This window comes from Neobacillus endophyticus (genome assembly GCF_013248975.1).
GTDB classification, from domain to species: domain Bacteria; phylum Bacillota; class Bacilli; order Bacillales; family Cytobacillaceae; genus Neobacillus; species Neobacillus endophyticus.
Window position 1 is genome coordinate 269,462 of sequence record NZ_JABRWH010000001.1, and the last position, 20,481, is coordinate 289,942.

General features: G+C 39.0%; 20 protein-coding genes. 3 read left to right on the forward strand and 17 right to left on the reverse strand.

Translation table 11 applies throughout. From position 1 onward, the window contains the following. Positions 1-115: 115 nt before the first annotated feature. The 3 genes from ytxJ to HPT25_RS01315 all read right to left on the reverse strand — a co-directional run bounded on the left by ytxJ (position 116) and on the right by HPT25_RS01315 (position 1,524). On the reverse strand, positions 116-448 hold the full coding sequence (gene ytxJ / locus HPT25_RS01305; RefSeq protein WP_173058901.1) for a bacillithiol system redox-active protein YtxJ: 333 nt from the start codon (positions 446-448) through the stop codon (positions 116-118). A 97-nt stretch (positions 449-545) separates the two neighbouring features. Beyond that, positions 546-1,034: a YtxH domain-containing protein gene (locus tag HPT25_RS01310; protein ID WP_173058904.1), complete on the reverse strand. Its 489-nt coding sequence runs from the start codon at positions 1,032-1,034 to the stop codon at positions 546-548. A 22-nt stretch (positions 1,035-1,056) separates the two neighbouring features. Next, entirely contained in the window at positions 1,057-1,524 is a 468-nt protein-coding gene (locus HPT25_RS01315) for a DUF948 domain-containing protein (RefSeq protein WP_173058907.1), read from the reverse strand. A 213-nt stretch (positions 1,525-1,737) separates the two neighbouring features. Here HPT25_RS01315 and HPT25_RS01320 point away from each other — a divergent pair, with 213 nt between their 5' ends. Next, positions 1,738-2,853 (forward strand): aminopeptidase, encoded by a 1,116-nt coding sequence (locus tag HPT25_RS01320; RefSeq protein WP_173058909.1) that lies wholly within the window; start codon positions 1,738-1,740, stop codon positions 2,851-2,853. Between the two features lie 192 nt (positions 2,854-3,045). Here HPT25_RS01320 and murC read toward each other — a convergent pair whose 3' ends face one another. From murC to HPT25_RS01350, 6 genes are all read right to left on the reverse strand, one after another. Further along, positions 3,046-4,344: a UDP-N-acetylmuramate--L-alanine ligase gene (murC, locus tag HPT25_RS01325; protein ID WP_173058911.1), complete on the reverse strand. Its 1,299-nt coding sequence runs from the start codon at positions 4,342-4,344 to the stop codon at positions 3,046-3,048. Positions 4,345-4,584: 240 nt separating this feature from the next. Beyond that, positions 4,585-7,335: a DNA translocase FtsK gene (locus tag HPT25_RS01330; protein WP_173058913.1), complete on the reverse strand. Its 2,751-nt coding sequence runs from the start codon at positions 7,333-7,335 to the stop codon at positions 4,585-4,587. 128 nt (positions 7,336-7,463) lie between these two features. Then, positions 7,464-8,258 carry a DUF1444 domain-containing protein gene (locus tag HPT25_RS01335; protein ID WP_173058915.1) on the reverse strand — a complete coding sequence of 265 codons (795 nt, stop codon included), beginning with the start codon at positions 8,256-8,258 and terminating at the stop codon, positions 7,464-7,466. Between the two features lie 89 nt (positions 8,259-8,347). Continuing rightward, the gene (locus HPT25_RS01340; RefSeq protein WP_173058917.1) at positions 8,348-8,662 is read right to left on the reverse strand and encodes a thioredoxin family protein; all 315 of its coding nucleotides are present in this window, start codon (positions 8,660-8,662) and stop codon (positions 8,348-8,350) included. 120 nt (positions 8,663-8,782) lie between these two features. Then, on the reverse strand, positions 8,783-9,298 hold the full coding sequence (locus HPT25_RS01345; protein WP_173058919.1) for a DUF84 family protein: 516 nt from the start codon (positions 9,296-9,298) through the stop codon (positions 8,783-8,785). 63 nt (positions 9,299-9,361) lie between these two features. Next, positions 9,362-10,435: a M42 family metallopeptidase gene (locus HPT25_RS01350; RefSeq protein ID WP_173058922.1), complete on the reverse strand. Its 1,074-nt coding sequence runs from the start codon at positions 10,433-10,435 to the stop codon at positions 9,362-9,364. A gap of 190 nt (positions 10,436-10,625) precedes the next feature. Here HPT25_RS01350 and HPT25_RS01355 point away from each other — a divergent pair, with 190 nt between their 5' ends. Continuing rightward, entirely contained in the window at positions 10,626-10,955 is a 330-nt protein-coding gene (locus HPT25_RS01355) for a PepSY domain-containing protein (RefSeq protein WP_173058924.1), read from the forward strand. Between the two features lie 36 nt (positions 10,956-10,991). On the opposite strand, the gene HPT25_RS01360 is transcribed toward HPT25_RS01355, so the two are convergent. Both HPT25_RS01360 and trmB read right to left on the reverse strand, forming a co-directional pair. Beyond that, positions 10,992-11,834, reverse strand: coding sequence for a YtnP family quorum-quenching lactonase (locus HPT25_RS01360; protein WP_173058926.1), 843 nt, complete (start codon positions 11,832-11,834; stop codon positions 10,992-10,994). Positions 11,835-11,923: 89 nt separating this feature from the next. Next, on the reverse strand, positions 11,924-12,565 hold the full coding sequence (gene trmB / locus HPT25_RS01365) for a tRNA (guanosine(46)-N7)-methyltransferase TrmB (RefSeq protein WP_173058928.1): 642 nt from the start codon (positions 12,563-12,565) through the stop codon (positions 11,924-11,926). Positions 12,566-12,723: 158 nt separating this feature from the next. Between trmB and HPT25_RS01370 the strand changes: the two genes are divergently transcribed. Then, positions 12,724-13,002 carry a YtzH-like family protein gene (locus HPT25_RS01370; protein WP_173058930.1) on the forward strand — a complete coding sequence of 93 codons (279 nt, stop codon included), beginning with the start codon at positions 12,724-12,726 and terminating at the stop codon, positions 13,000-13,002. On the opposite strand, the gene HPT25_RS01375 is transcribed toward HPT25_RS01370, so the two are convergent. The 6 genes from HPT25_RS01375 to pepV all read right to left on the reverse strand — a co-directional run bounded on the left by HPT25_RS01375 (position 13,003) and on the right by pepV (position 20,113). Next, positions 13,003-13,773 (reverse strand): phosphotransferase family protein, encoded by a 771-nt coding sequence (locus tag HPT25_RS01375; protein WP_173058932.1) that lies wholly within the window; start codon positions 13,771-13,773, stop codon positions 13,003-13,005. 210 nt (positions 13,774-13,983) lie between these two features. After that, positions 13,984-16,119, reverse strand: coding sequence for a type I pullulanase (pulA, locus tag HPT25_RS01380; RefSeq protein ID WP_173058934.1), 2,136 nt, complete (start codon positions 16,117-16,119; stop codon positions 13,984-13,986). Further along, positions 16,106-17,122, reverse strand: coding sequence for a diacylglycerol/lipid kinase family protein (locus HPT25_RS01385; protein ID WP_246277115.1), 1,017 nt, complete (start codon positions 17,120-17,122; stop codon positions 16,106-16,108). The genes pulA and HPT25_RS01385 overlap by 14 nt, the downstream gene beginning before the upstream one ends. Beyond that, the gene (gene thpR, locus HPT25_RS01390; protein ID WP_173058938.1) at positions 17,119-17,685 is read right to left on the reverse strand and encodes an RNA 2',3'-cyclic phosphodiesterase; all 567 of its coding nucleotides are present in this window, start codon (positions 17,683-17,685) and stop codon (positions 17,119-17,121) included. Before thpR ends, HPT25_RS01385 begins: the two co-directional genes overlap by 4 nt. A 123-nt stretch (positions 17,686-17,808) precedes the next feature. After that, a complete protein-coding gene (gene dat, locus HPT25_RS01395) occupies positions 17,809-18,663 on the reverse strand; it encodes a D-amino-acid transaminase (RefSeq protein ID WP_173058940.1) in 855 nt (284 codons plus the stop codon). Positions 18,664-18,697: 34 nt separating this feature from the next. Then, positions 18,698-20,113 (reverse strand): dipeptidase PepV, encoded by a 1,416-nt coding sequence (gene pepV, locus HPT25_RS01400; protein ID WP_173058942.1) that lies wholly within the window; start codon positions 20,111-20,113, stop codon positions 18,698-18,700. Positions 20,114-20,481: the final 368 nt, after the last annotated feature.

The window sequence follows — 20,481 nt, forward strand, 5'->3', positions numbered from 1 at the left end:
TTAAGCGTTAAAGAATATTCAGGTATAATATAGTACTATATTCTCCCTTTCTCGAAAGTGTGCATGTTTACGGAATTTTTTGATAGGGCTAAGATCAATCAGCTTCTTTTCTTGCTTATGCGTTTTCTTTCAGCGCATTTTCCAACGAGCTATTTGTTATTTTCCAATGGGAAGCATTCCATTTTGCCTCGCCATTCGCAAACAAAATAGCTTGTGGAGACTCATGTTTAATTTGAAACTTTTCTGCAATCTCATTCGATAATGGTCTTGCATCTTGCACAGCCAAGTAATAGGTGTCTACTACCTTATTCTCGGTTGAGAACTTTTCATATTCATTAAAGGCTGCCTGACTGATTGGACATGTTAAACTGTGTTTTAACAGAAAGAATGACTTTTCATTATTCACTAGTTCAGCAAATTGTTCGGATGTTTCGATTTTTTTTAACATGGAAAATAACCTCCAATAAATTGTAAACGGTGAAGTAATTTTATCACTTCACCGCAACTATAACAAATATACTGATTTTAAATGTATAAGGTATTTACTATTTGACTTTCTGTTCTTCTTCTTCAAAAGCTTTTTGAGCTTCTTCTAATTTTTTTCGTATTTCTTCCCCATCAAGCGTTCCTTTTAATGCTGTTTTTATCGAGGATGGCTTTTTAGGGCTGGCGATGGAAATATAGCCTGAATCTTGTTCTATTATAGGGTCATTCTGATTTACAGCCTTGCCTTTCACCTTATTAATTAAACCTGTTGATTGCAGGACAATTCCTTGAGAAATATCAGCCGTTTTCGAAACAAGATTATTGCTTTTTACTCGGACGTTATCCCGAACTTGCTCTGTTTTCTCAAAAATCGTGCCTGCCTGACTACTTAATGACCGGCGCAGTTCATTTCCAGGTTTAGGTGCCAATAGCAATGCAGTTACGGCCCCTACAACTCCGCCGATTATTGCTCCCAGCAGAAAACTATTGGATGTTTCTTCATGGCTGCTTTGATATATTTCTTGTTTTTCATTTTCCCTATTGGCCATTTTATATTACCTCCTTGTTTATTTAGTGGCCTCTAACTTTCATCTTCTCTTGATCGGTCACTTTGGTTTCGCTTTTGGCTTGCTTTCTTGCCTGCCATTTATCCTTTAATTCCATGACGACATTGCTCCACTGAACGATTTGGGAGATTTTTTCTTTATTGTCCTCCACGGTATGTTGAACCGAATTAGAAATGGTCTGCAGCGTTCCGTTAAATTGACTTACGGTTGTTCCCACACTTCTCACAGCTTCTACCACACTATTTAAACTCTCTGATTTTTCCTGAAAATCTTCCGCAAGGGAGTTGGTTTTTTGCAACAATAAAGTGGTCTCGCTCGTTACTCCCTCCAACTGCTTCTCAAGCCCTTTTAAAGTATCTGAAACCCTCGTCAGCGTCACTTGGAGTGATTTCAGTGTAGATGACAGATAAATGACAAGTATGAGAAACGCTACAGCGATTAGCGCCACACTTAAGTATAAAATGATTTGCATTATGTAAAACCCTCCGCATCAACTATCATTATGTATTACCCAAGTAACTTGGATATAAACCTCGCTCACTTATCTTATAATACTTCCATTTATTTGTCCCGTTTTCCTGCCATATGCTTAAAATTTTTACGAAGACCTGTCATTTCAATTATTCTGCTTTCTTCGGGTACAATAGGAATGTATAACATGACAATTTTCTGGAGGTGTACTTAAATGAAAGACCCGCGTATAGAAAAGCTTGCAAAAAATTTAATTCATTATTCGGTTGAGTTACAAAAAGGAGAAAAAGTATTAATAGAGAATTTCGGGCTGCAGCGTGAACTTGTTTCAGCACTTGTAAAGGAAGCATATGAAGCAGGAGGATATCCATTTGTCCTGTTAAAGGACCATCAAATAGACCGTGTGCTTATGATGGGAGCACAAGAAGAGCAATTTAATATGATGGCGGACTTTGAAGCCAATGTCATGAGTAAAATGGATGGATACATAGGACTACGTTCCGGCAATAACATCAATGAGCATGCAGATGTTCCAGACGATAAAATGAAAATTCATGGCAATACAATCGGCAAAAAAGTGCATCGCGATATCCGTGTTCCTAAAACGAAATGGGTTGTCTTAAGATATCCTACTCCATCGATGGCCCAATTAGCAAAAATGAGCACTGAAGCCTTTGAAGATTTTTACTTTACGGTCTGCAACCTAGACTATGGAAAAATGGATAAAGCGATGGATAGTCTTGTCGATTTGATGAATCGGACGGATAAAGTCCGCCTAACAGGACCAGGGACAGACTTGAACTTCTCCATCAAAGACATTCCAGCGATCAAGTGTGCCGGAAAACTGAATATTCCTGACGGTGAGGTTTACACAGCTCCTGTACGTAACTCCGTAAACGGAACTATTACCTATAATACACCATCCCCCTATCAGGGCTTCACATTTGAAAATGTAAAATTGACATTTAAGGATGGAAAAATTGTAGAGGCAGAAGCAAACGACACAGAGCGTATTAATAAAATATTTGATACGGATGAAGGGGCAAGGTATGTCGGAGAATTCGCGATTGGCGTAAATCCTTTTATACTCCATCCAATGCAGGACATCTTATTTGATGAAAAAATTGCTGGCAGCTTTCATTTCACACCTGGCCAATGCTATGACGATGCCTTTAATGGAAACCATTCCAATATTCATTGGGATATGGTTAATATTCAGCGCCCTGAATATGGCGGCGGTGAAATTTATTTTGATGACGTGTTAATCCGTAAAAATGGATTGTTCGTAATCCCGGAATTAGAAAAACTAAACCCTGATCACTTAAAATAAAAGGCTTGTTGGTCATCTCCTCTCCAATTTACTAGCAGAAGTGTTCAGTTTGTGCTTTAACTAAGCCAAATAAAGAAAACTCACCGACTGGCGAGCTTGGCAGAGCGAAGATAAAGGCGTAGTTGCCCTTATGACTTTCCTATCGGCTAAATAAAAATCGGAGGTCTCCTGTCGGACCTCCGATTTTTCAATTTAGACTAATTGTTTTTCATATGATTCCTGATATTTCTGAATATCTCCGGCTCCCATAAACAAAATGACACTATTTTCATGCTTTTTTAGAATGGAAGTATCTTCTTCCGAAATTATTTCAGAGCCTTCCACTCTATCCTGCAAATCATGGATGGACAGCTTACCATTCTTCTCACGGGCTGAGCCGAAAATTTCACATAAATATGCCTTATCGGCAAGACGCAGACTAGCAGCAAAATCCTCCAAAAAGGCTTGCGTGCGCGAGAAAGTGTGCGGCTGGAATACAGCCACAATTTCACGTTCTGGATATTTTTGCTTAGCTGCATCAATAGTCGCCCTAATTTCAGTCGGGTGATGTGCATAATCATCAATTAAGATTTGTTCCCCAAGTTTTTTCTCAGAAAATCTTCTTTTTACACCTTGGAAAGTGGTCAGCCTATTCTTAACAACTTCAACATCTATTTCTTCGTAATGGCATAAACCAATGACAGCTAAAGCATTTAATACATTATGGTCTCCAAATGTTGGAATAGAGAACGTATTATAGAAATTATTGCGAATAAAGACATCAAAGCTTGTTCCATGTGTTGTTTTCACCACATTTTTTGCCTGATAGTCATTTTCCTCACCGAATCCGTAAAAAAGAACTGGAACCTTTGCTTGAATTTTCTGCAGCTGCTCATCGTCGCCGCAAGCAAAAATTCCTTTCTTAACTTGCAATGCCATCTCTTGAAAAGCAGAGAAAACATCATCTATATTAGCAAAATAATCAGGATGATCAAAATCAATGTTGGTCATGATCGCATAGTCTGGAAAATAGGATAAGAAATGGCGTCTATATTCACAGGCCTCAAATACAAAGTATTCTGCCCCCTCTTCACCCTTACCGGTACCATCACCAATTAGAAATGAAGTCGGTTTCGCGCCTGAAATCACATGGGCCAGCAAACCAGTCGTAGATGTTTTTCCATGTGCACCAGTAACTGCAATGCTTGTGAAATTTTGCATAAAATCGCCTAAAAAACGGTGATAACGTACAATAGGCAGTCCGAGCTTCATCGCCTCTTGAATTTCCTCATGGGTATCAGGGAAAGCATTTCCTGCTATGATTGTCATCCCCGGCTTAATATTTTCCTTCTGAAACGGAAGAATTGTAATCCCTGATTGCTCTAGGGCAATCTGAGTAAAAAAGCGCTTTTCGACATCGGATCCCTGAACTTGAAATTTCATATCATGCAGAACTTGTGCAAGTGCACTCATTCCAGACCCCTTAATACCTACAAAATGGTAAATAGTCATAGAAGAACCTCCAACCAACGTCTATCTGTAAAACAGTATATGACATCTGTCTTTATTTGCTAACGATAAAGATCGCACACAATGTTTAATACTTAAAATACATGTTTGTAAATCATTAAGTAAAAACCATTTCATTATTATACCATTGTTCTGGTATAAAAACTATTTTTCACTTTTTTTAGACCGTTCTAATTATTCTTTACATATTATTTGTTGATACTTTCAAACCATACTTTTGAATTATCCCAATGTCATGGAATCATGGATTGCTTCTAATTCTTCTTCGGTTATTAATACCTCACGGGGCTTACTCCCATTTGCTCCTGTGATATATCCGTTTTGCTCAAGCATATCCATTAATCGTGCAGCACGATTATAGCCAATTTTAAATCTGCGCTGAAGGCTTGAAGTGGAAGCACCGCCTTGGTCGATAATAAACTCGCAGGCTTCATAGAATAATTCATCTTCCCCTTCCGTCACTTGGGCCTTTTTCAAAAGCTCTTCTTGTTCAAACAAATAATTTGGCTCCTGCTGGGCTCTTACATGGTTTACTACTAAATCAATTTCCTCATCTGTTACAAAAGTTCCTTGCAGACGGACTGGTTTTGATGAGCCATTTTCTAAAAACAGCATATCTCCTCGGCCCAATAATTTCTCGGCACCGCTAATATCGATAATTGTGCGAGAATCTATCTGGGAAGAAACCGAAAAGGCAATCCGTGTTGGAATATTGGCTTTAATTAACCCTGTAATAACATCAACTGAAGGTCTTTGCGTAGCCAAAATAAGGTGTATGCCGCATGCTCTTGCTTTTTGGGCAATGCGGCAAATCGCCTCTTCTACATCTGCCGGAGACATCATCATTAAATCAGCCAGCTCATCAATAATGATCACTATTAATGGCAACTTATCTGCATACCTTTTGTGCTCCATCGCCAAGTCATTAAAACGATTAATATCACGGACACCAGCATGGGCAAAAAGCTCATAGCGCCGTTCCATTTCCTCAACAGCCCATTTTAATGCAGCCGTTGCCGCCTTTACATCGGTAATAACTGGACTGACTAAGTGAGGGATTCGATTGTAAGGAGCAAGTTCGACCATTTTCGGATCAATCAGAAGCAGTTTTAACTCTTCGGGACTTGCTTTATATAACAAACTGACCAAAATGGAATTGATACATACACTTTTTCCAGAGCCTGTTGCACCGGCAATTAACCCGTGCGGCATTTTCTTTAAGTCCGTCACAATCGGATTTCCTTCGATATCCAAGCCCAACACGGCTGTTAATGGGGAAACGGAAGTTTGAAAAACCTGACTTTGTATGATTTCGCTTATTTTTACTGGTCTTGAACTCTGATTCGGAACCTCAATGCCAATCGTATGTTTTCCCGGGATTGGCGCTTCAATCCGAATATCCCTTGCCGCAAGGCTTAATTTTATATCATCGCTTAAATTGGTAATTTTGTTGACCTTTACTCCTGGGTCAGGCTGTACCTCAAACCTTGTTACAGAAGGGCCCTGTGTGACATGAACGACCTTTGCCCCTACATTAAAGTTTTGCAATGTCTGGCCCAATAGTTCTTGTTGTCCGGAAATCCACTCTGTGTCCTTTACTTCCAATACTGGCGGATTTAAAAGTGTTGTTTCCGGAAATTGAAATCCCTTCGAATCACTAGTTTGCGGAATCAAATCCATGGCTTCCCGAGATTGACTGCTTGCAAATTCATTGGTCTGCAGCCTTTCAGTGCTATACACGTTCTGCAGTTCTTCCGTGTTTGACACATTCTGCAGTCTTTCAGTCCTATACACGTTCTGTAGCTCTTCCGTGTTTGATACATTCTGCAGTCTTTCAGTCCTATACACGTTCTGTATTTCTTCCGTGTTTGGCACATTCTGCAGCCTTTCAGTGCTATACACGTTCTGTATTTCTTCCGTGTTTGGCACATTCTGCAGCCTTTCAGTGCTATACACGTTCTGTATTTCTTCCGTGTTTGACACATTCTGCAGCTCTTGTTGTTGTTCGAGTCTGTTTACTTGCGTCTGTTTCGGCTCTTCAAGCTTTCTTTGGCGTGCTTCCCAAGACAGCCTATCCTGTTTCAACATCATGACATTAAATGGCAAATGCGTCCGACGTGACCTTTGAGGGGGTTGTTGATTTACAAGCACATCCTCCTTAATATCTAAAGAATGTGGGTTTTCCGCAGCCTGGTGAGTCAGCTTCGATACTGATCCCATCTCTTCTTTGCTTTCTTCTGCATCAGAAACCTGTGTGATTGATTCCTCCACATGTTTAGATGTTTCTTCCACTTTCGGAATGGTAACACTCTCTTTCATTTCTAACCTTGTCGAGCCTATTTGCGATACTGCCTCTTTCTCCGGTAAAACAACCGTATAAGGCAAATCATTCATGATTGTTTCAGGTCTTTCCGTTTTATTCTGTATAACAGCATCTGATTGTAAAGCAGACATTGTTGTTTGCGTGGTTTTGGCTGTTACTTCATTCTTAAGTTTTAAACGTTTCAGTTCTTGTTCTGTGATTTCAGCTTCGGTGAAACAACTTAATTCATGCTCAACGATTTTTGTTTTTGCAGGCCGTAGAAAGCCGTGTACAGGAGATGGTATTTCCGTTGGGTGAAATGGAATACGCGACCTCTTCGGTTGCTCTTTTTTTGTTTCCGGTAAAATCGGAAGGGTTTCTAACATTTCCTGTTGATTCATTTTTTCTGATATACGTTTTTTCCTTCTGCGAGACAAGAATTCTTCAGTAGTTTTTTGGGGGATCTCAGGTCGTGATGTTGCCCCCTTTGGATACTGATAGGAAATCCTCGCATCTAATTCTTTTAATTTTTCATATTTAGTAAGAATCGGAATGCTATCCGTTTTTTCTTTATCTGGTATATAGCTTTGAAAATCATCTTCTTCTTCCTTTTTTAACTTTTGCAAAAAGTTTTGGAGCCAACTCAAAAAAATCACTCTTTCTTCCTTCATCGTATCATTCTATTTTAGCAGTAATTATAATTTTTTCGACAGATTTCTGAAGAATTAAGTCGAAATATCGACTTATTTCCATTTCTACATACAAAAGGACCACTTTTCAAGCGGTCCACATCCGATTCCTATTTGTTTTTACCGAGAATAAAAATTGGCTCTAACTCCCCATCATCATATAGAAACGACAAAGCAGTGATCGGAACATGCCCCCCGGCAAAAAAGCTCATCGTCATTTGTGCTAATACATCATAGCCTCGATCATTGCGAATATCTCCAATTATCAACACATCCTGATGCGGTACAGCAAGCACCATTGTCCCAGAAATCCGGTTCTCCATTTCATTTAAAAATCCTTTATTTAAAATCCGACTGGCATCATATCCGTCATTTGTATTAAGAAAATAAAAAATATTTCCGGTAACTTGGTCTTCTTTTAATGGTGTGGAAAGAGACCTAACATTAAATAGCGCAATTTCCTTTATTCGACTTGGGTCCCATCCCTCTTTTTCGATGATCCTTGAATCAATTAACCTGTATGTCTTCCCCATATCAAACGCATAATAGATTCTTGTCTCTGCCGTGTGGTTATCATAAAGAAATGATATGCCCTCTTCTGCCTCTTTTGGGAAAGAGGTTGAACGAATGACTGGGAAGATTCTTTTCTCATGATCGGTTAGCTGGAGAGTTTCTCCCATCGCCCGAAGTCCCTCTTCCACATAATAAACAATTTCTTCTATCGCCTTTTCTTTTACGATATGCCATTTGGCCACAACACCGGATAAAGAAACGGTTATTCCTTTTCCCGTATGCTTACTTTCAATCCGCATCTGCTCTTTTTCACGGTCATAAGAAAATACTCTGTCATCTCCTGCCAGACGTGTTTCCAATTCCCGCCTCATTTTATTGCTATTCATTTGCATCCCTCCGTACTTCAAGGAGTTTTTATCTATCTATTTTACAATATAAAAGCCTCCTTCTCCAATGCTTGGAAATAGAGGCTTATGGATAATTATTTCAATCCAGTAATAAACGATTCAATTTTTTCTTGTGTTTTACGATCTTTGCTGACGAACCGGCCAAGTTCCTTGCCATTTTCAAAAGCAATAAAGCTTGGAATGCCATAAACATCTTGCTGCTGGCATAAATCAATAAATTGATCACGATCCACATGAATAAATGTATAATCAGTAAATTTGGCTTCGATTTCAGGTAAAACCGGTTCAATGAATCGGCAATCTCCACACCATTTGGCCGAAAACATAAAAATCGTTTTTCCATTATTGCGTAATTCTTCAAATTGCTCCATTGATTCTAAATGCTTCATTATTTAACTCCTCCAATAGCCTCTGTGTTTCTCATTTTCACTTCAGATCATATCAATATGTTTGCATTTTAGTCCACCAAAATGCAATGTACATTCAAGATTAGAATCCCCTGCTGTCCATCAATTATTTTGGTCCTTAACATACAAATATTGTCCTACTAATAGCTTCATGACATGTGTAAACATGTCAACCCGGTTTACTAGCCCATTTGTAAAAATACCAACTGCTCCTTCATGTTTTCGTACATTTTGCTTTTTAGCATAATCATCCATGACCGGGCCTAGTTCTTCCCCAGCACGCAGTCTAACCGCTACTTCTTCCGGTAGCAGGAATCTTGCTCCACCTGCAATAATGGGCTTCATATTTTCAGAAGCAAGCGCCCCCCAGTTACAAATAACCAAGCCGCTATTCGTTTCTTGAACACCACCTTCAAGACCGATGCCAATTTGGCCGCCTGCCTTTAATGCTCCCACCGCCCGATTTATGGCACCTTTTATTGTTTCCTCATCTGAAAACGGCTGGTCACTTACACCTGATGGAATATCCAATGCAATGATCTCCGCCTCTTGATTGGAAAAACAATTTCTCACTGCGGTAATTTTCGCAGGATTTTTGGATCCGATCATAACCCTCATAATTGACTCTCCTTATTATATGTAAAGAGGAGGCATACCGCTAGCAGCGATGCCTCCAGTTCATTAACTGCTTGATTTAATGGTTTCTACAGTTGATTTATCACAAGTTTTTACCAATTTAACTAATAACTCTTTAGCTGCAGCATAATCATCAACATGAATAACGGAAGCATGTGTATGAATATATCGTGAGCATATACCGATTACAGCACTAGGAACTCCTTCATTTGAAAGATGGACACGGCCTGCATCTGTTCCGCCTTGGGACACAAAATATTGATACGGAATGTTATGTGTTTCGGCCATATCTAATACAAATTCTCTCATGCCGCGATGGGTTACCATCGATTTATCCAGAATTCGCAGCAATGTTCCCTTCCCCAATTGCCCAAATTCGTTTTTATCCCCACTCATATCATTTGCCGGGCTGGCATCGAGGGCAAAAAAGAGGTCAGGTTTAATCATATTGGCGGCTGTTTGAGCCCCGCGCAGACCCACTTCTTCTTGAACGGTTGCCCCGGAATAAAGAATATTCGGCAATGTTTCCTTCTCCAGTTCTTGCAACAGTTCGATCGCTAGACCGCAGCCATAGCGATTATCCCACGCTTTTGCTAAAATCTTTTTCTTATTTGCCATTGGAGTAAACGGGCAAATTGGCAATATTGACTGACCTGGTCTGATCCCGATTTTTTCTGCATCTTCACGGTGATCGGCACCAACATCAATCAGCATATTTTTTATTTCCATTGGCTTATTCTTCTTTGCTTCATCTAAAAGATGAGGAGGAATGGATCCAATGACACCAATAACCGGACCATTTTTTGTCATGATTTGCACCCGCTGGGCAAGTAGAACTTGGCTCCACCATCCCCCAAGGGGCTGAAACCGAATCATTCCGTTTTCAGTAATTGCTGTCACCATAAATCCTACTTCATCCATATGACCAGCAACCATCACAGTTGGACCCTGCTCATTTCCTCTCTTTACACCAAAAATACTACCGAGTTTATCCTGAACAATTTCTTCTGCATATTTGGATAACTGCTCTTTCATAAATTGACGAACTAGATGTTCATTCCCAGGCGCGCCAGGCAATTCTGTCAACGTTTCAAACAGTTTTAATGTTTGTTCGTTCATTGTTTTTCCCTCCTAACATTTATTTTGAATCTGTATGTATACATTTTATTTTACAGAAGTTTCGACTCCCTTACCAATATTTCATTTTTGCTATCTGTAATATTACCTTCTTCACTCTAAATAAGATATACTGAATAAAGAATAAATTATGTAATCTTTTCCAATTTTCTTAATTTTGGGAGGTCTAACAATGAACTGGAAGTCTTTTATACTCGGTGCAACAGCGGGGATTTTGGGAGGTTATGCTGTTTGCGAAATGATAAACCGTACAACAAAGGTTACACCTGATAAAGTTTTAGAAAAGGTGAAAAAACAATTCAAACAAAGCGGTCCAATCACCGGTTCATGGATACATATGGAAGAAGAGCCGTATGAAAAGCAGCACATTACTTATCGAGTTTACAGAGGAGGTATTTCAAAGATCAATAACGATGAAAATGAACAATACGAATTTATTGCCGACGCTTCAACAGGTACTCTTCTAGAGGTCAAACGTTTGTCGGCAGAAGCAGCATCCTAAAAATGAGCCGCATCAGATAAAAGATGCGGCCTTTTTTTATTTTTCCCTAATAATTTTTTCAATCATTTGTTTCCCATCATGGCTCCATTTAACAGCCCGATAAAAAGTATCATGGTAAAAAGTAAACCATGCTTGATGATCCAATGCATAGGAAATCCATTTTTCCTTTGCTGCAATTGAACTCATTGGATAATCATCGTAAGCCATTACCCAAAGAACATTCTGATGGGCATGTGTTGGCATCAAATCAGCCATATGAATAGCCAGTTCCCCGCCATCTTCTATGATAAGAATGGCATGTCCGTTACTATGGCCTCCAGTATGAATCATTTTGATAGCACCTAGACACCAGCTTTCTTCAAATGTTTCGACTTGAGATTCAATCGCTTCCCAATTTTCCCTCCAATATGTACTTTTAGAGCGGATATTCGGATTCCTCATTTCATCCCATTCGATCTTGGATGTTATGATTTTGGCATTGGGGAAGACGGAAACATAATCTCCTTCCGAAAGTTCAGTCAAACCGCAGGCATGATCAAAATGCAAGTGTGTCATAAGGACATAATCAATCTGTTCTAAACGTAAGCCCAACTTCTCCAATGAAGTTCCAAGATCAGATTCCTTTGTGACACCATAATTTCTTAACTGCTTTTCCGAAAGCTTTCCACGGCCAATCCCAGTTTCAACCAATAGATTTTTTTCGTCCATCTGGATTAAAATGGGATCTGTAGGTAATTCAATTTGATTTTTCTCATTAACAGGGTATTTCTTTGACCATAACGGTTTAGGAACAACTCCAAACATGGCGCCGCCATCTAAATTCGTAACGCCTCCTGATAACCAAGTCAGAGTCACGTTGCCAATCTTCAATGATTCCATCGTTTTTCCCCCTTTTCTCCAGTTTAACACTTGGGTGAATGGTTAGGAAAACTAAAATGGACAGCCCCGATAAAAAGCTGTCCAACCCTTTATTTCTGATATTGTACTTCACATCGGTAGATGCGATTTCCTCTTTCGGAGAATTTCTCTTCGTATTCAGTCATGATATTTCCTTCAAATCCGCTTTTATGAAGATCAAGGCTGAGATATTTTAATAATAATCCATATTCAGAAAAGCTCATGAGTGAATATTCAAATAATCCTTGATTATCGGTCTTAAAATGAATTTCTCCACGATCTACCATAATATCCTCATAAAGTTTTAAAAAATCTTTATAAGTCAATCTTCTTTTTTCATGACGCGTTTTTGGCCATGGATCGGAAAAATTCAAATATACGCGGGAAACATCATTCTTAGCAAAATATTTGTGTAAATCTACTGCATTCACATTAAGTAGTTTTAGGTTTGGTAATTTCGCTTCAATTAACCGGTCTAATGCGACTATGATTACACTTTTGTACACTTCGATTCCAATGTAATTAATTTCCGGATTAGCCTTTGCCATTTCTGTAATGAATCGGCCTTTCCCAGTACCCACTTCAATATGGAGCGGCTGCACTTTTTCAAATGCCTCGTTCCATCTTCCTTTATAGTTTTCGGGGGTTGAAATAATATATTGGGAATTCTGATCAATTTTCTCCTGTGCCCAAGGTTTATTTCTAAGTCTCATGCTGACACTCCTAAATTTGATTTTGTTCAAAACATATCACGCTGATCCGGATCCTTGCAAGTCTATTCGGCATTCGAAAGGTCATGTATAAACAAAAAAAGAATCCACAACCTAACTGTGAATTCTTTTTCAATTTTCACTTGAAAGGATGTGCAGTTATGCCGTTAAGTCATAATGATCAAGTTACTTTACTGACTGATATATTAAGCAATCATCAAACAGATTGCTGTGGGTCTGTAGCAGAATGTGAACAATTGGAACGATTGGTAAAGTCCCTTATGGTTAATACTCAGATAGACCAAAATGTAAAAAACATTCTTCAGGATATCTACCAGTACAGCCAGAAAGGAGCACAAACGGCTGATTTGGATCAGCATATTTTAGCAAATCAGGAAAATCTGTCTCATTGGGTAAATGACATTGGTCAATTTTCCTAACTAAAGTATTCCTGTTAAAAAATGGATCCATTTATTCATTTCTTCTAGTCGCTGTCTATTCTTATACCATTGAATGGATGTTAATGTATGAAGTGTCACGTACCATTTCATTCTTAATCTTAAATGGCTTGTCAGTTTTTCACCATACATGCTTAGCCAGTCTTGCCAATTCTCTTCAGGAATGTACCAATAAAGAAGCATTCCTAAATCAATGGCTGGATCCGCGATCATCGCTCCATCCCAATCAATCAAATACAACTGGTTGTCTTCAGTAAGCAGCCAGTTGTTATGGTTAACATCGCCATGACAAACCACTTTATTGTCACTGTAAACATGATCTTTCTCAGATATTAAGAACTTCAATGCTTTCATGACATCTGGCAGCGCTAAGATTTCTTCATCCAATCCGCTGATTCCATGAAAGAATGCTTCGGGATTCAATGGTGTTTTTTCTAATCGGCTGAGCATTCCTAGCATTGGTTCTGATCGATGAATCTTTTTTAATAACTTGGCAACATGCTCTTGGTTCATTTCTGCCGGTTTAAGTTCACGACCTTCAAGCCATTGCTGTGCTGTTATGACATCTCCGTTTTCTAACCGTTTCGTCCAAACAAGCTTTGGGACAATTCCCTCTGCAGATAATACCGCAAGAAACGGCGAAGAATTCCGCTTTAAAAAAAGCCTTTGATCTTCGAATTTTGCAATAAAAGCTTTTCCTGTGTCGCCTCCAGCAGGGGTTATTTCCCATTCTTGTCCTAAAATATGTTCCAAAGCTGTTCACCTTCAATTTATGCCGTTCTAACAGAACCCTTATTTTCCAATAGTAGAAAGGTCCTATCCTTAGTAAGAGGTAAAACCTGATATCCGAAGGTTTTACAAGATTTTTGCAATAAAAAAAGGCTATTGAAACTAATCTATACAATAGCCATCATATTAAATTTTATCTCCAACAGCCATTTTTCGTCAAGTAATCTTGAACAACTATTTTTTCATTAAAACATTTAATGATACTGGTTCGAGTATTATTTGTTCTCGGGAACTGGAGCCATTTGGAATAACTCCCGCATATTGGGCATTCACTAATACTGACCATTCACCGTTTGGAAGCGAAAATGTATATGACTGTTCCGAAGGATTAATAACAAGAATCAGTTCATCACCATTATACTGATAAAACAGTCCTAAAATAGGAGAGTCCGCGGGAAGCTGGGTCATACAGTTGCGTATTTCCTTTGCCGTCCTCATTCGGAAGCATGCAAATGTTTTTCTGAGTTGAATGATCCCTTTTATATATTCAACATTGTCTTTGAACTCGATTTTACGATCCCAGTCAAGTTGATTAACACTATCTGGCGAGCGATAACTATTCCCATCTCCATGTTTTGTTCGGAAAAACTCCTGTCCGCTATGAAGAAAGGGAATACCTTGAGATAATAGAACAATCCCTGTGGCAAGCCGGTGCCGAGACCTGCGAAATGGATCTTCTGCATTCGGGAAACAAGCCAGTAGCTTATCCCACATAGTATGATTATCATGACATTCCACATAATTTACGGATTGGTCTGGTTCATTAAACAATCCATGTCCATTCGTTTTAAATCCAATACTGCCGGCTATGGATTCACAAGCTGCTTCTAAATCATGTTCATTGCCCATGGCATATCCCTTATCTAATAGATTAAAGGTATTACCTTTGATGCAATCCCGAAAAACGTCATTAAATTGGGCAACTCCCGGTAATTTGGCCTGATTAGCGATGATCGCTTTTTGCTCAATAGGGAGTGGTGTGTTCAAATCCCAGCCTTCTCCAATAATAATCACATCTTTTAACAGATGCTCGCAAACAGTCCGAACTTCCTTCATCGTTTCAATATCCAAAATCCCCATCAGATCAAAACGGAAACCATCAATATGATACTCCTCCATCCAAAAACGAACGGAATCTACAATAAATTTTCTGACCATCTTCCGTTCGGAAGCAATATCATTTCCGACTCCAGTCCCATTTGAAGGAAGTCCCATTTCGTTATGCCTAAAATAATAACCCGGAACTACTTTTTCAAATGAAGACTCTTCACGAATATAGACATGGTTATAAACCACATCCATAATAACTTTTAATCCAGCTTGATGAATCTGCTTAATTAACTTTTTTAGCTCTAAAATCCTTGCATAAGGATTTGACGGATCTGTTGAATAACTTCCTTCAGGGGTATTGAAATGGAGCGGATTGTAGCCCCAATTGTATTCTTGCAGCTGATTCAATTCATTCACTCCGGCAAAATCATGAAATGGCATCAATTGCAGATGCGTAATCCCCAGCTCTTTTAAATACGATAAACCGGTTGCACCGCCATCTTGGCCGCGTGTTTCAATCTCACAAGCACCAAGATACAACCCTTTATTCGTTACTCCACTGTTTGGGTGGATAGTAAAATCGCGGATATGTGTTTCATAGATCACAGCATCCACAGGGGTTTCCATTTGTGGGAGTTCCGCCCGTGGTTCCCTAGTTTGTTCTAAATTTACGATGACCCCAAGCTTACCGTTCGCTGTCACTGCTTTCACATATGGATCCACTGCTTCATGCCATTCCTGATTAACAAGGACAAGAAAACTATATTGCCAGCAATCCAATTCACGATTCAGAACAATTGACCATATTCCCTGATCAACACGTTTTAGCTTAATAATTTCTGAATATGAGCTGTCAGGAGGTCGTAGTTTTAGTTTGACTTGAACTGCTGTCGGAGCCCACAATTTAAAACAAACCCCTTCTGCCCCATACGTCACCCCAAGGTCAGAACCGCTATAATAGAATTTCTGATCAAAACCCTCTGTTCGAATAACTGCTCCAATTTGTAAATCAGTTTTCCCTTTATGTTCGTCTATGACCCAATATTGCTGACCAAAACAAAAGTCAAATGGCAGTTTACAAATATATTTAACATAATTTTCAATTTTACTTTTCTTAATGAGCGGCAATGAACTATTTTCAAAACCTTTTGTAATGTAAAAAGAGGATGAAAGGCCTTGATGATAGGAAAGGGGAAGAAGAATCGTAATGATATTAAGCTCATCCAAATAAGCGAAAAATTTCCTTTCAATGGAAGTCATTCAAGTCCCTCATTTCCAAATCCACTTCCTCCTTATTTTTCAATCTTGTCACAATCTGTAAAGCTCTATCCCAAAGCTCTATTTTCAATGGAGTCCAGCCAATGTGTTCTCCGTCCCCATGAACGTATAACGGCAGTGATGGTTGAATGGAAATCGCTCTACCTTTAAAACGTTTCACTTCTTTAAAATAAATATGTTTTCCCCAAAACACACTAATGAAAACGAAGAGCAGCTTCCATCTTGATAATTGATGAACCACCGTAATATTAAACAAACCATCATCTGGCAAAGCATCAGGGGCGATCTGCATGCCACCTCCATAATATGGCTGATTGGAGACGGTTACAAACCATGTCTGTTCAAATATATGCTTTTTTCCGTCAATTGATATATCTAAAGTTGAAGTTTTATAAGTAAATAGCTCTTTCAGAAGAAAGTAGACGTAAACCAACCGTCCAAGAGAAAATTGGTTAAACAGAGCCTTGATCCTTGATTGGTTTGCTTTAAAAGCAATAAGGGCATCAAATCCAGCACCCATATTATTCAAAAAATAATGACCGGTTTCATTTTCAAAAAACATCTTCCCAAAATCAACCCGGGTTTTCTCCTGTTTCTTCAAAGAACGGAGAATAACAGTTAATGCCTTTATGGGATCAGCAGGGATGGAAAATCCTCTGGAAAAATCATTTCCTGATCCCCCCGGAATAAACCCGAGTGTTATATTTTTATGCTTTGACATTCCATTCAATACTTCATGCATTGTTCCATCACCGCCAACAGCAATGATGAGTTTCCCAAGCTTATTTTCAACTCCGATCTGAGCTGCAATTCGCTCAGCATGTCCACCATATTCCGTGAAGAAAGCCAAGTATGGAATTTGTTTTCGTTGTAACTCAGCCTGAACCTTTCCCCAAACTTTTAAACAGCTGCCATTTCCTGCTTTTGGGTTAATAATAAAATAAATAGGCTCCATACGATCAACCTTTAAGTGAATTTCTTTCATTGCAATGGATATATTTTCAAAGTCTCATATTTAGGAGACTGATGAACACGGGTTTGGTATAAAACGACTTCACTAGCCTGAAAAGAAAGCGGCTGTGACTGAATCTCCTCCCATACTTGCAACAGGCCTCCATGGAAAGGAGTTTCTCTCCCCCATTTACGTGCCAACGTAATATGCGGACGGAAAGGTCTTGATTCCAATTGAAAACCTGCCTGTTCACAGGCTGAAAACACCTTATTACGAATGTCGTTTAATTCCAAACTTTCCATTGTAGCTGCCCAAAATACACGTGGAGAATCTTCTTTCCCAAAAAAGCCCAAATGGTCTATATTCAATGTAAATGCCTTTACATCTTCTAAGGCTTGTTTAACATAATTGTCGGCATTTGATAATTTTTCCTTTGTGGCCGCCCCTAAAAATGCCAATGTTATGTGCAAATCCAAGTAGTGAACCCAGCGGCTGAAAGGGATGCTTTCTTTCATAGTTCCCATATGACTTTTCATGATTTGTTTTATATCTTCAGGAAGTTTAACGGCAAAGAAATAATGGGATTGCTGCTCCATGAACATCTCATTCCTTTTCTTTATATTAGTCTATTTTCTTTTCATTGTACCTAATTTCAATCAAAAAAAGACGTGAAAAAGATGAATATCTATTTCACGTCTTTTTTTCCATCATATATCACTCTATAGTGCACCACATTGTTTTTCAATTTCTTGAACAAACCCTGCTTGCAGTTTCCTGGTTATTGGACCAGGGAGACCGTTACCGACCATTTTCCCGTCGACTTCGGTGATTGGCATTATTTCACTTGTTGTACTGGAGAGGAAAACTTCGTCTGCTGCAGCCAATTCCTCTAGCGTAAAAACCCGCTCTTCTATTGAAATATCATGTTCACGGCACAACTGTAAAATGACTTCTTTTGTAATGCCTCTTAAAATATGCTGGTCAGAAGGGTGAGTGATGAGCAGCTTATTTTTAACGATGAACACATTCGTTGAACTTCCTTCTGTCACAGCCTGCCCTCGATGCTGAATGGCTTCAAAACATCCGCTTTCAGCTGCTTTTTGTTTCGCTAAAATATTCCCCAGTAAATTTAGACTTTTGATATCACAGCGCAGCCAACGCATATCTTCTACCAGCATCGTTTTTACGCCATTTTGCAAATGATGAATTGGTCTCTCAAGCTGCTTTGTATAAGCAACAAGCATGGGCTGAACCGGCTCGGCTGGGAACGCATGATTACGCGGTGCAACACCTCTTGTTACTTGCAAATAGATGATTCCAAGCTGCAGATTATTTTTCTCAATTAACATCTCCAGCATTTCGGTCAATTGCTGTTCTGTGAAGGGGAAAGAAATCCCGATACTGTCCAAGCTTTTCGCTAAACGTTCCAAATGCATGTTAACAGTAAACATTTTGCCATTATAAATTCGGATTACTTCATAAACGCCATCACCAAATTGATAGCCGCGATCTTCAATATCCACCTTTGCTTCAGAACGATCGATCAGCTGTCCATTTAATATTGCAAATGCCATCTTTCCCCTACTCCTTTTGTCATAAATAATAATTTTAATTTGCTAATTCATAAATTGCTTGAGCGTAAATAGCGGTTGCTTTTAATAAATCCTCAATTTCCATGTATTCATCTTTTTGATGAGCAATATCCGGCTTTCCTGGGAATAATGGTCCAAATGCGACTCCTGCTTTAAGAGAACGAGCGTAAGTTCCTCCTCCAATTGCAATAAGTTCTGCCTTTTCTCCTGTTTGTTCTTCATATACTTTCTTTAAGGTTTGGATGAGAAATTCTTTTTCGTCGACATGATGCGGTTTGGAATCAGAATAATTTGCGATAACAAAACCTTCTTTTTGTAAAAGCTCATCCAGCTTCGCCTTCGTTTCATCCATATTATTTGTAACAGAATAACGGCAGGTCATTCCAATTCGGCCGCCAGATTCTGGTATGTATGTAAACTTTCCAGGATTAATCGTTAAATCTCCGGAAATCTTATCCGAATAGGCCACCCCAAGTTGGACTCCTCTTGAGTCATCAAAGAAATAGCGAGATACAAATTGAAAATATCGGGCATCCTGATCATCTAATGCTTGTTTTGAAAGAAATTCTGCTAAAAACAGCCCGGCATTCTTCCCGTTCCTTGGTTCCATTCCGTGTGCAGACACACCTTTTACGGATAAGCTTAATCGTCCTTCTTCCATATTAGAGGCATGCTCTAATTCAAAACGATTCATAAAATCGGTGAATTGCTGCAATAGTACTTCCTGGTTCTCTTTTACCGCAATCACGGCTTTTGCTTCATCAGGGACCATATTGTATCTTTTACCAGAAACGAAACTCAAGACCTTCACATTTCCTTCGTTTAGAGCCTTTCCTCCTGGCAGCTGAATCATATCAAAATCAGCAATCCCCTTTTCAGCATTGATAATAGGAAAATCTGCGTCTGGTGCAAACCCCATAGTCGGCATTTCTTCAACTTTAAAATAATGTTCCACACAACGCCATTTGCTTTCTTCATCGGTGCCAATAATCATTCGCACCCGTTTGTTTAACGGCAGACCCAGCTCCTTGACAATCTTCATCGCATAATAGGCTGCCATGGTCGGCCCTTTATCATCGAGCACACCTCTGGCGTAAATTTTTCCGTCACGTATTTCTGCTCCGAACGGATCGCTCGACCAGCCATCTCCTTCTGGTACAACATCTACGTGACAAAGAATTCCAATTAATTCATTTCCGCTGCCAAATTCAAGATGCCCTGCTACGTCCCCTACATTTTTTGCAGTAAAACCATCTTTTTTGCCCATTTCAAGCATAAAATCCAGTGCTTCTTTTACTCCTTTTCCCAATGGAGCACTAGGTTCTATGTTCTCTTCATCTAAAATACTTTTAATATGTAACAAATTCTGAGCGTCCTTTATGAGGGCCTCTTTTCTATTTTCTGCTTCCTTCAGCCAATTGATTTGTGTCAACAGCGTTCCCTCCTGAAACATTCGTTTTCATTATTTTTACAATATCACCTTCGCTCATATCTTAGCAATTTTACCGGCATAAATAAAAGAGTATATTTATTCACAAAAAATTCAAACAATTATTCATAAATCTTTTTTTCTACTCTATAATCTATAATAGGATCACTTCTAAGGAAGGAGGCTTTATATTATCTTAAATCGTAATTGGTCAAAGTTTATTGAATAAACTTAACCATTGCGGTAGAAATTTTCTGAAATTATGGGTACAATAAGGTTAGATGTATGACATCTTGGTGACACTTCATCCATCCATGCAAAGGAGATGGCTGCGCGGAAAAGAAAACTACATATTATGAAGAGCAATCTTC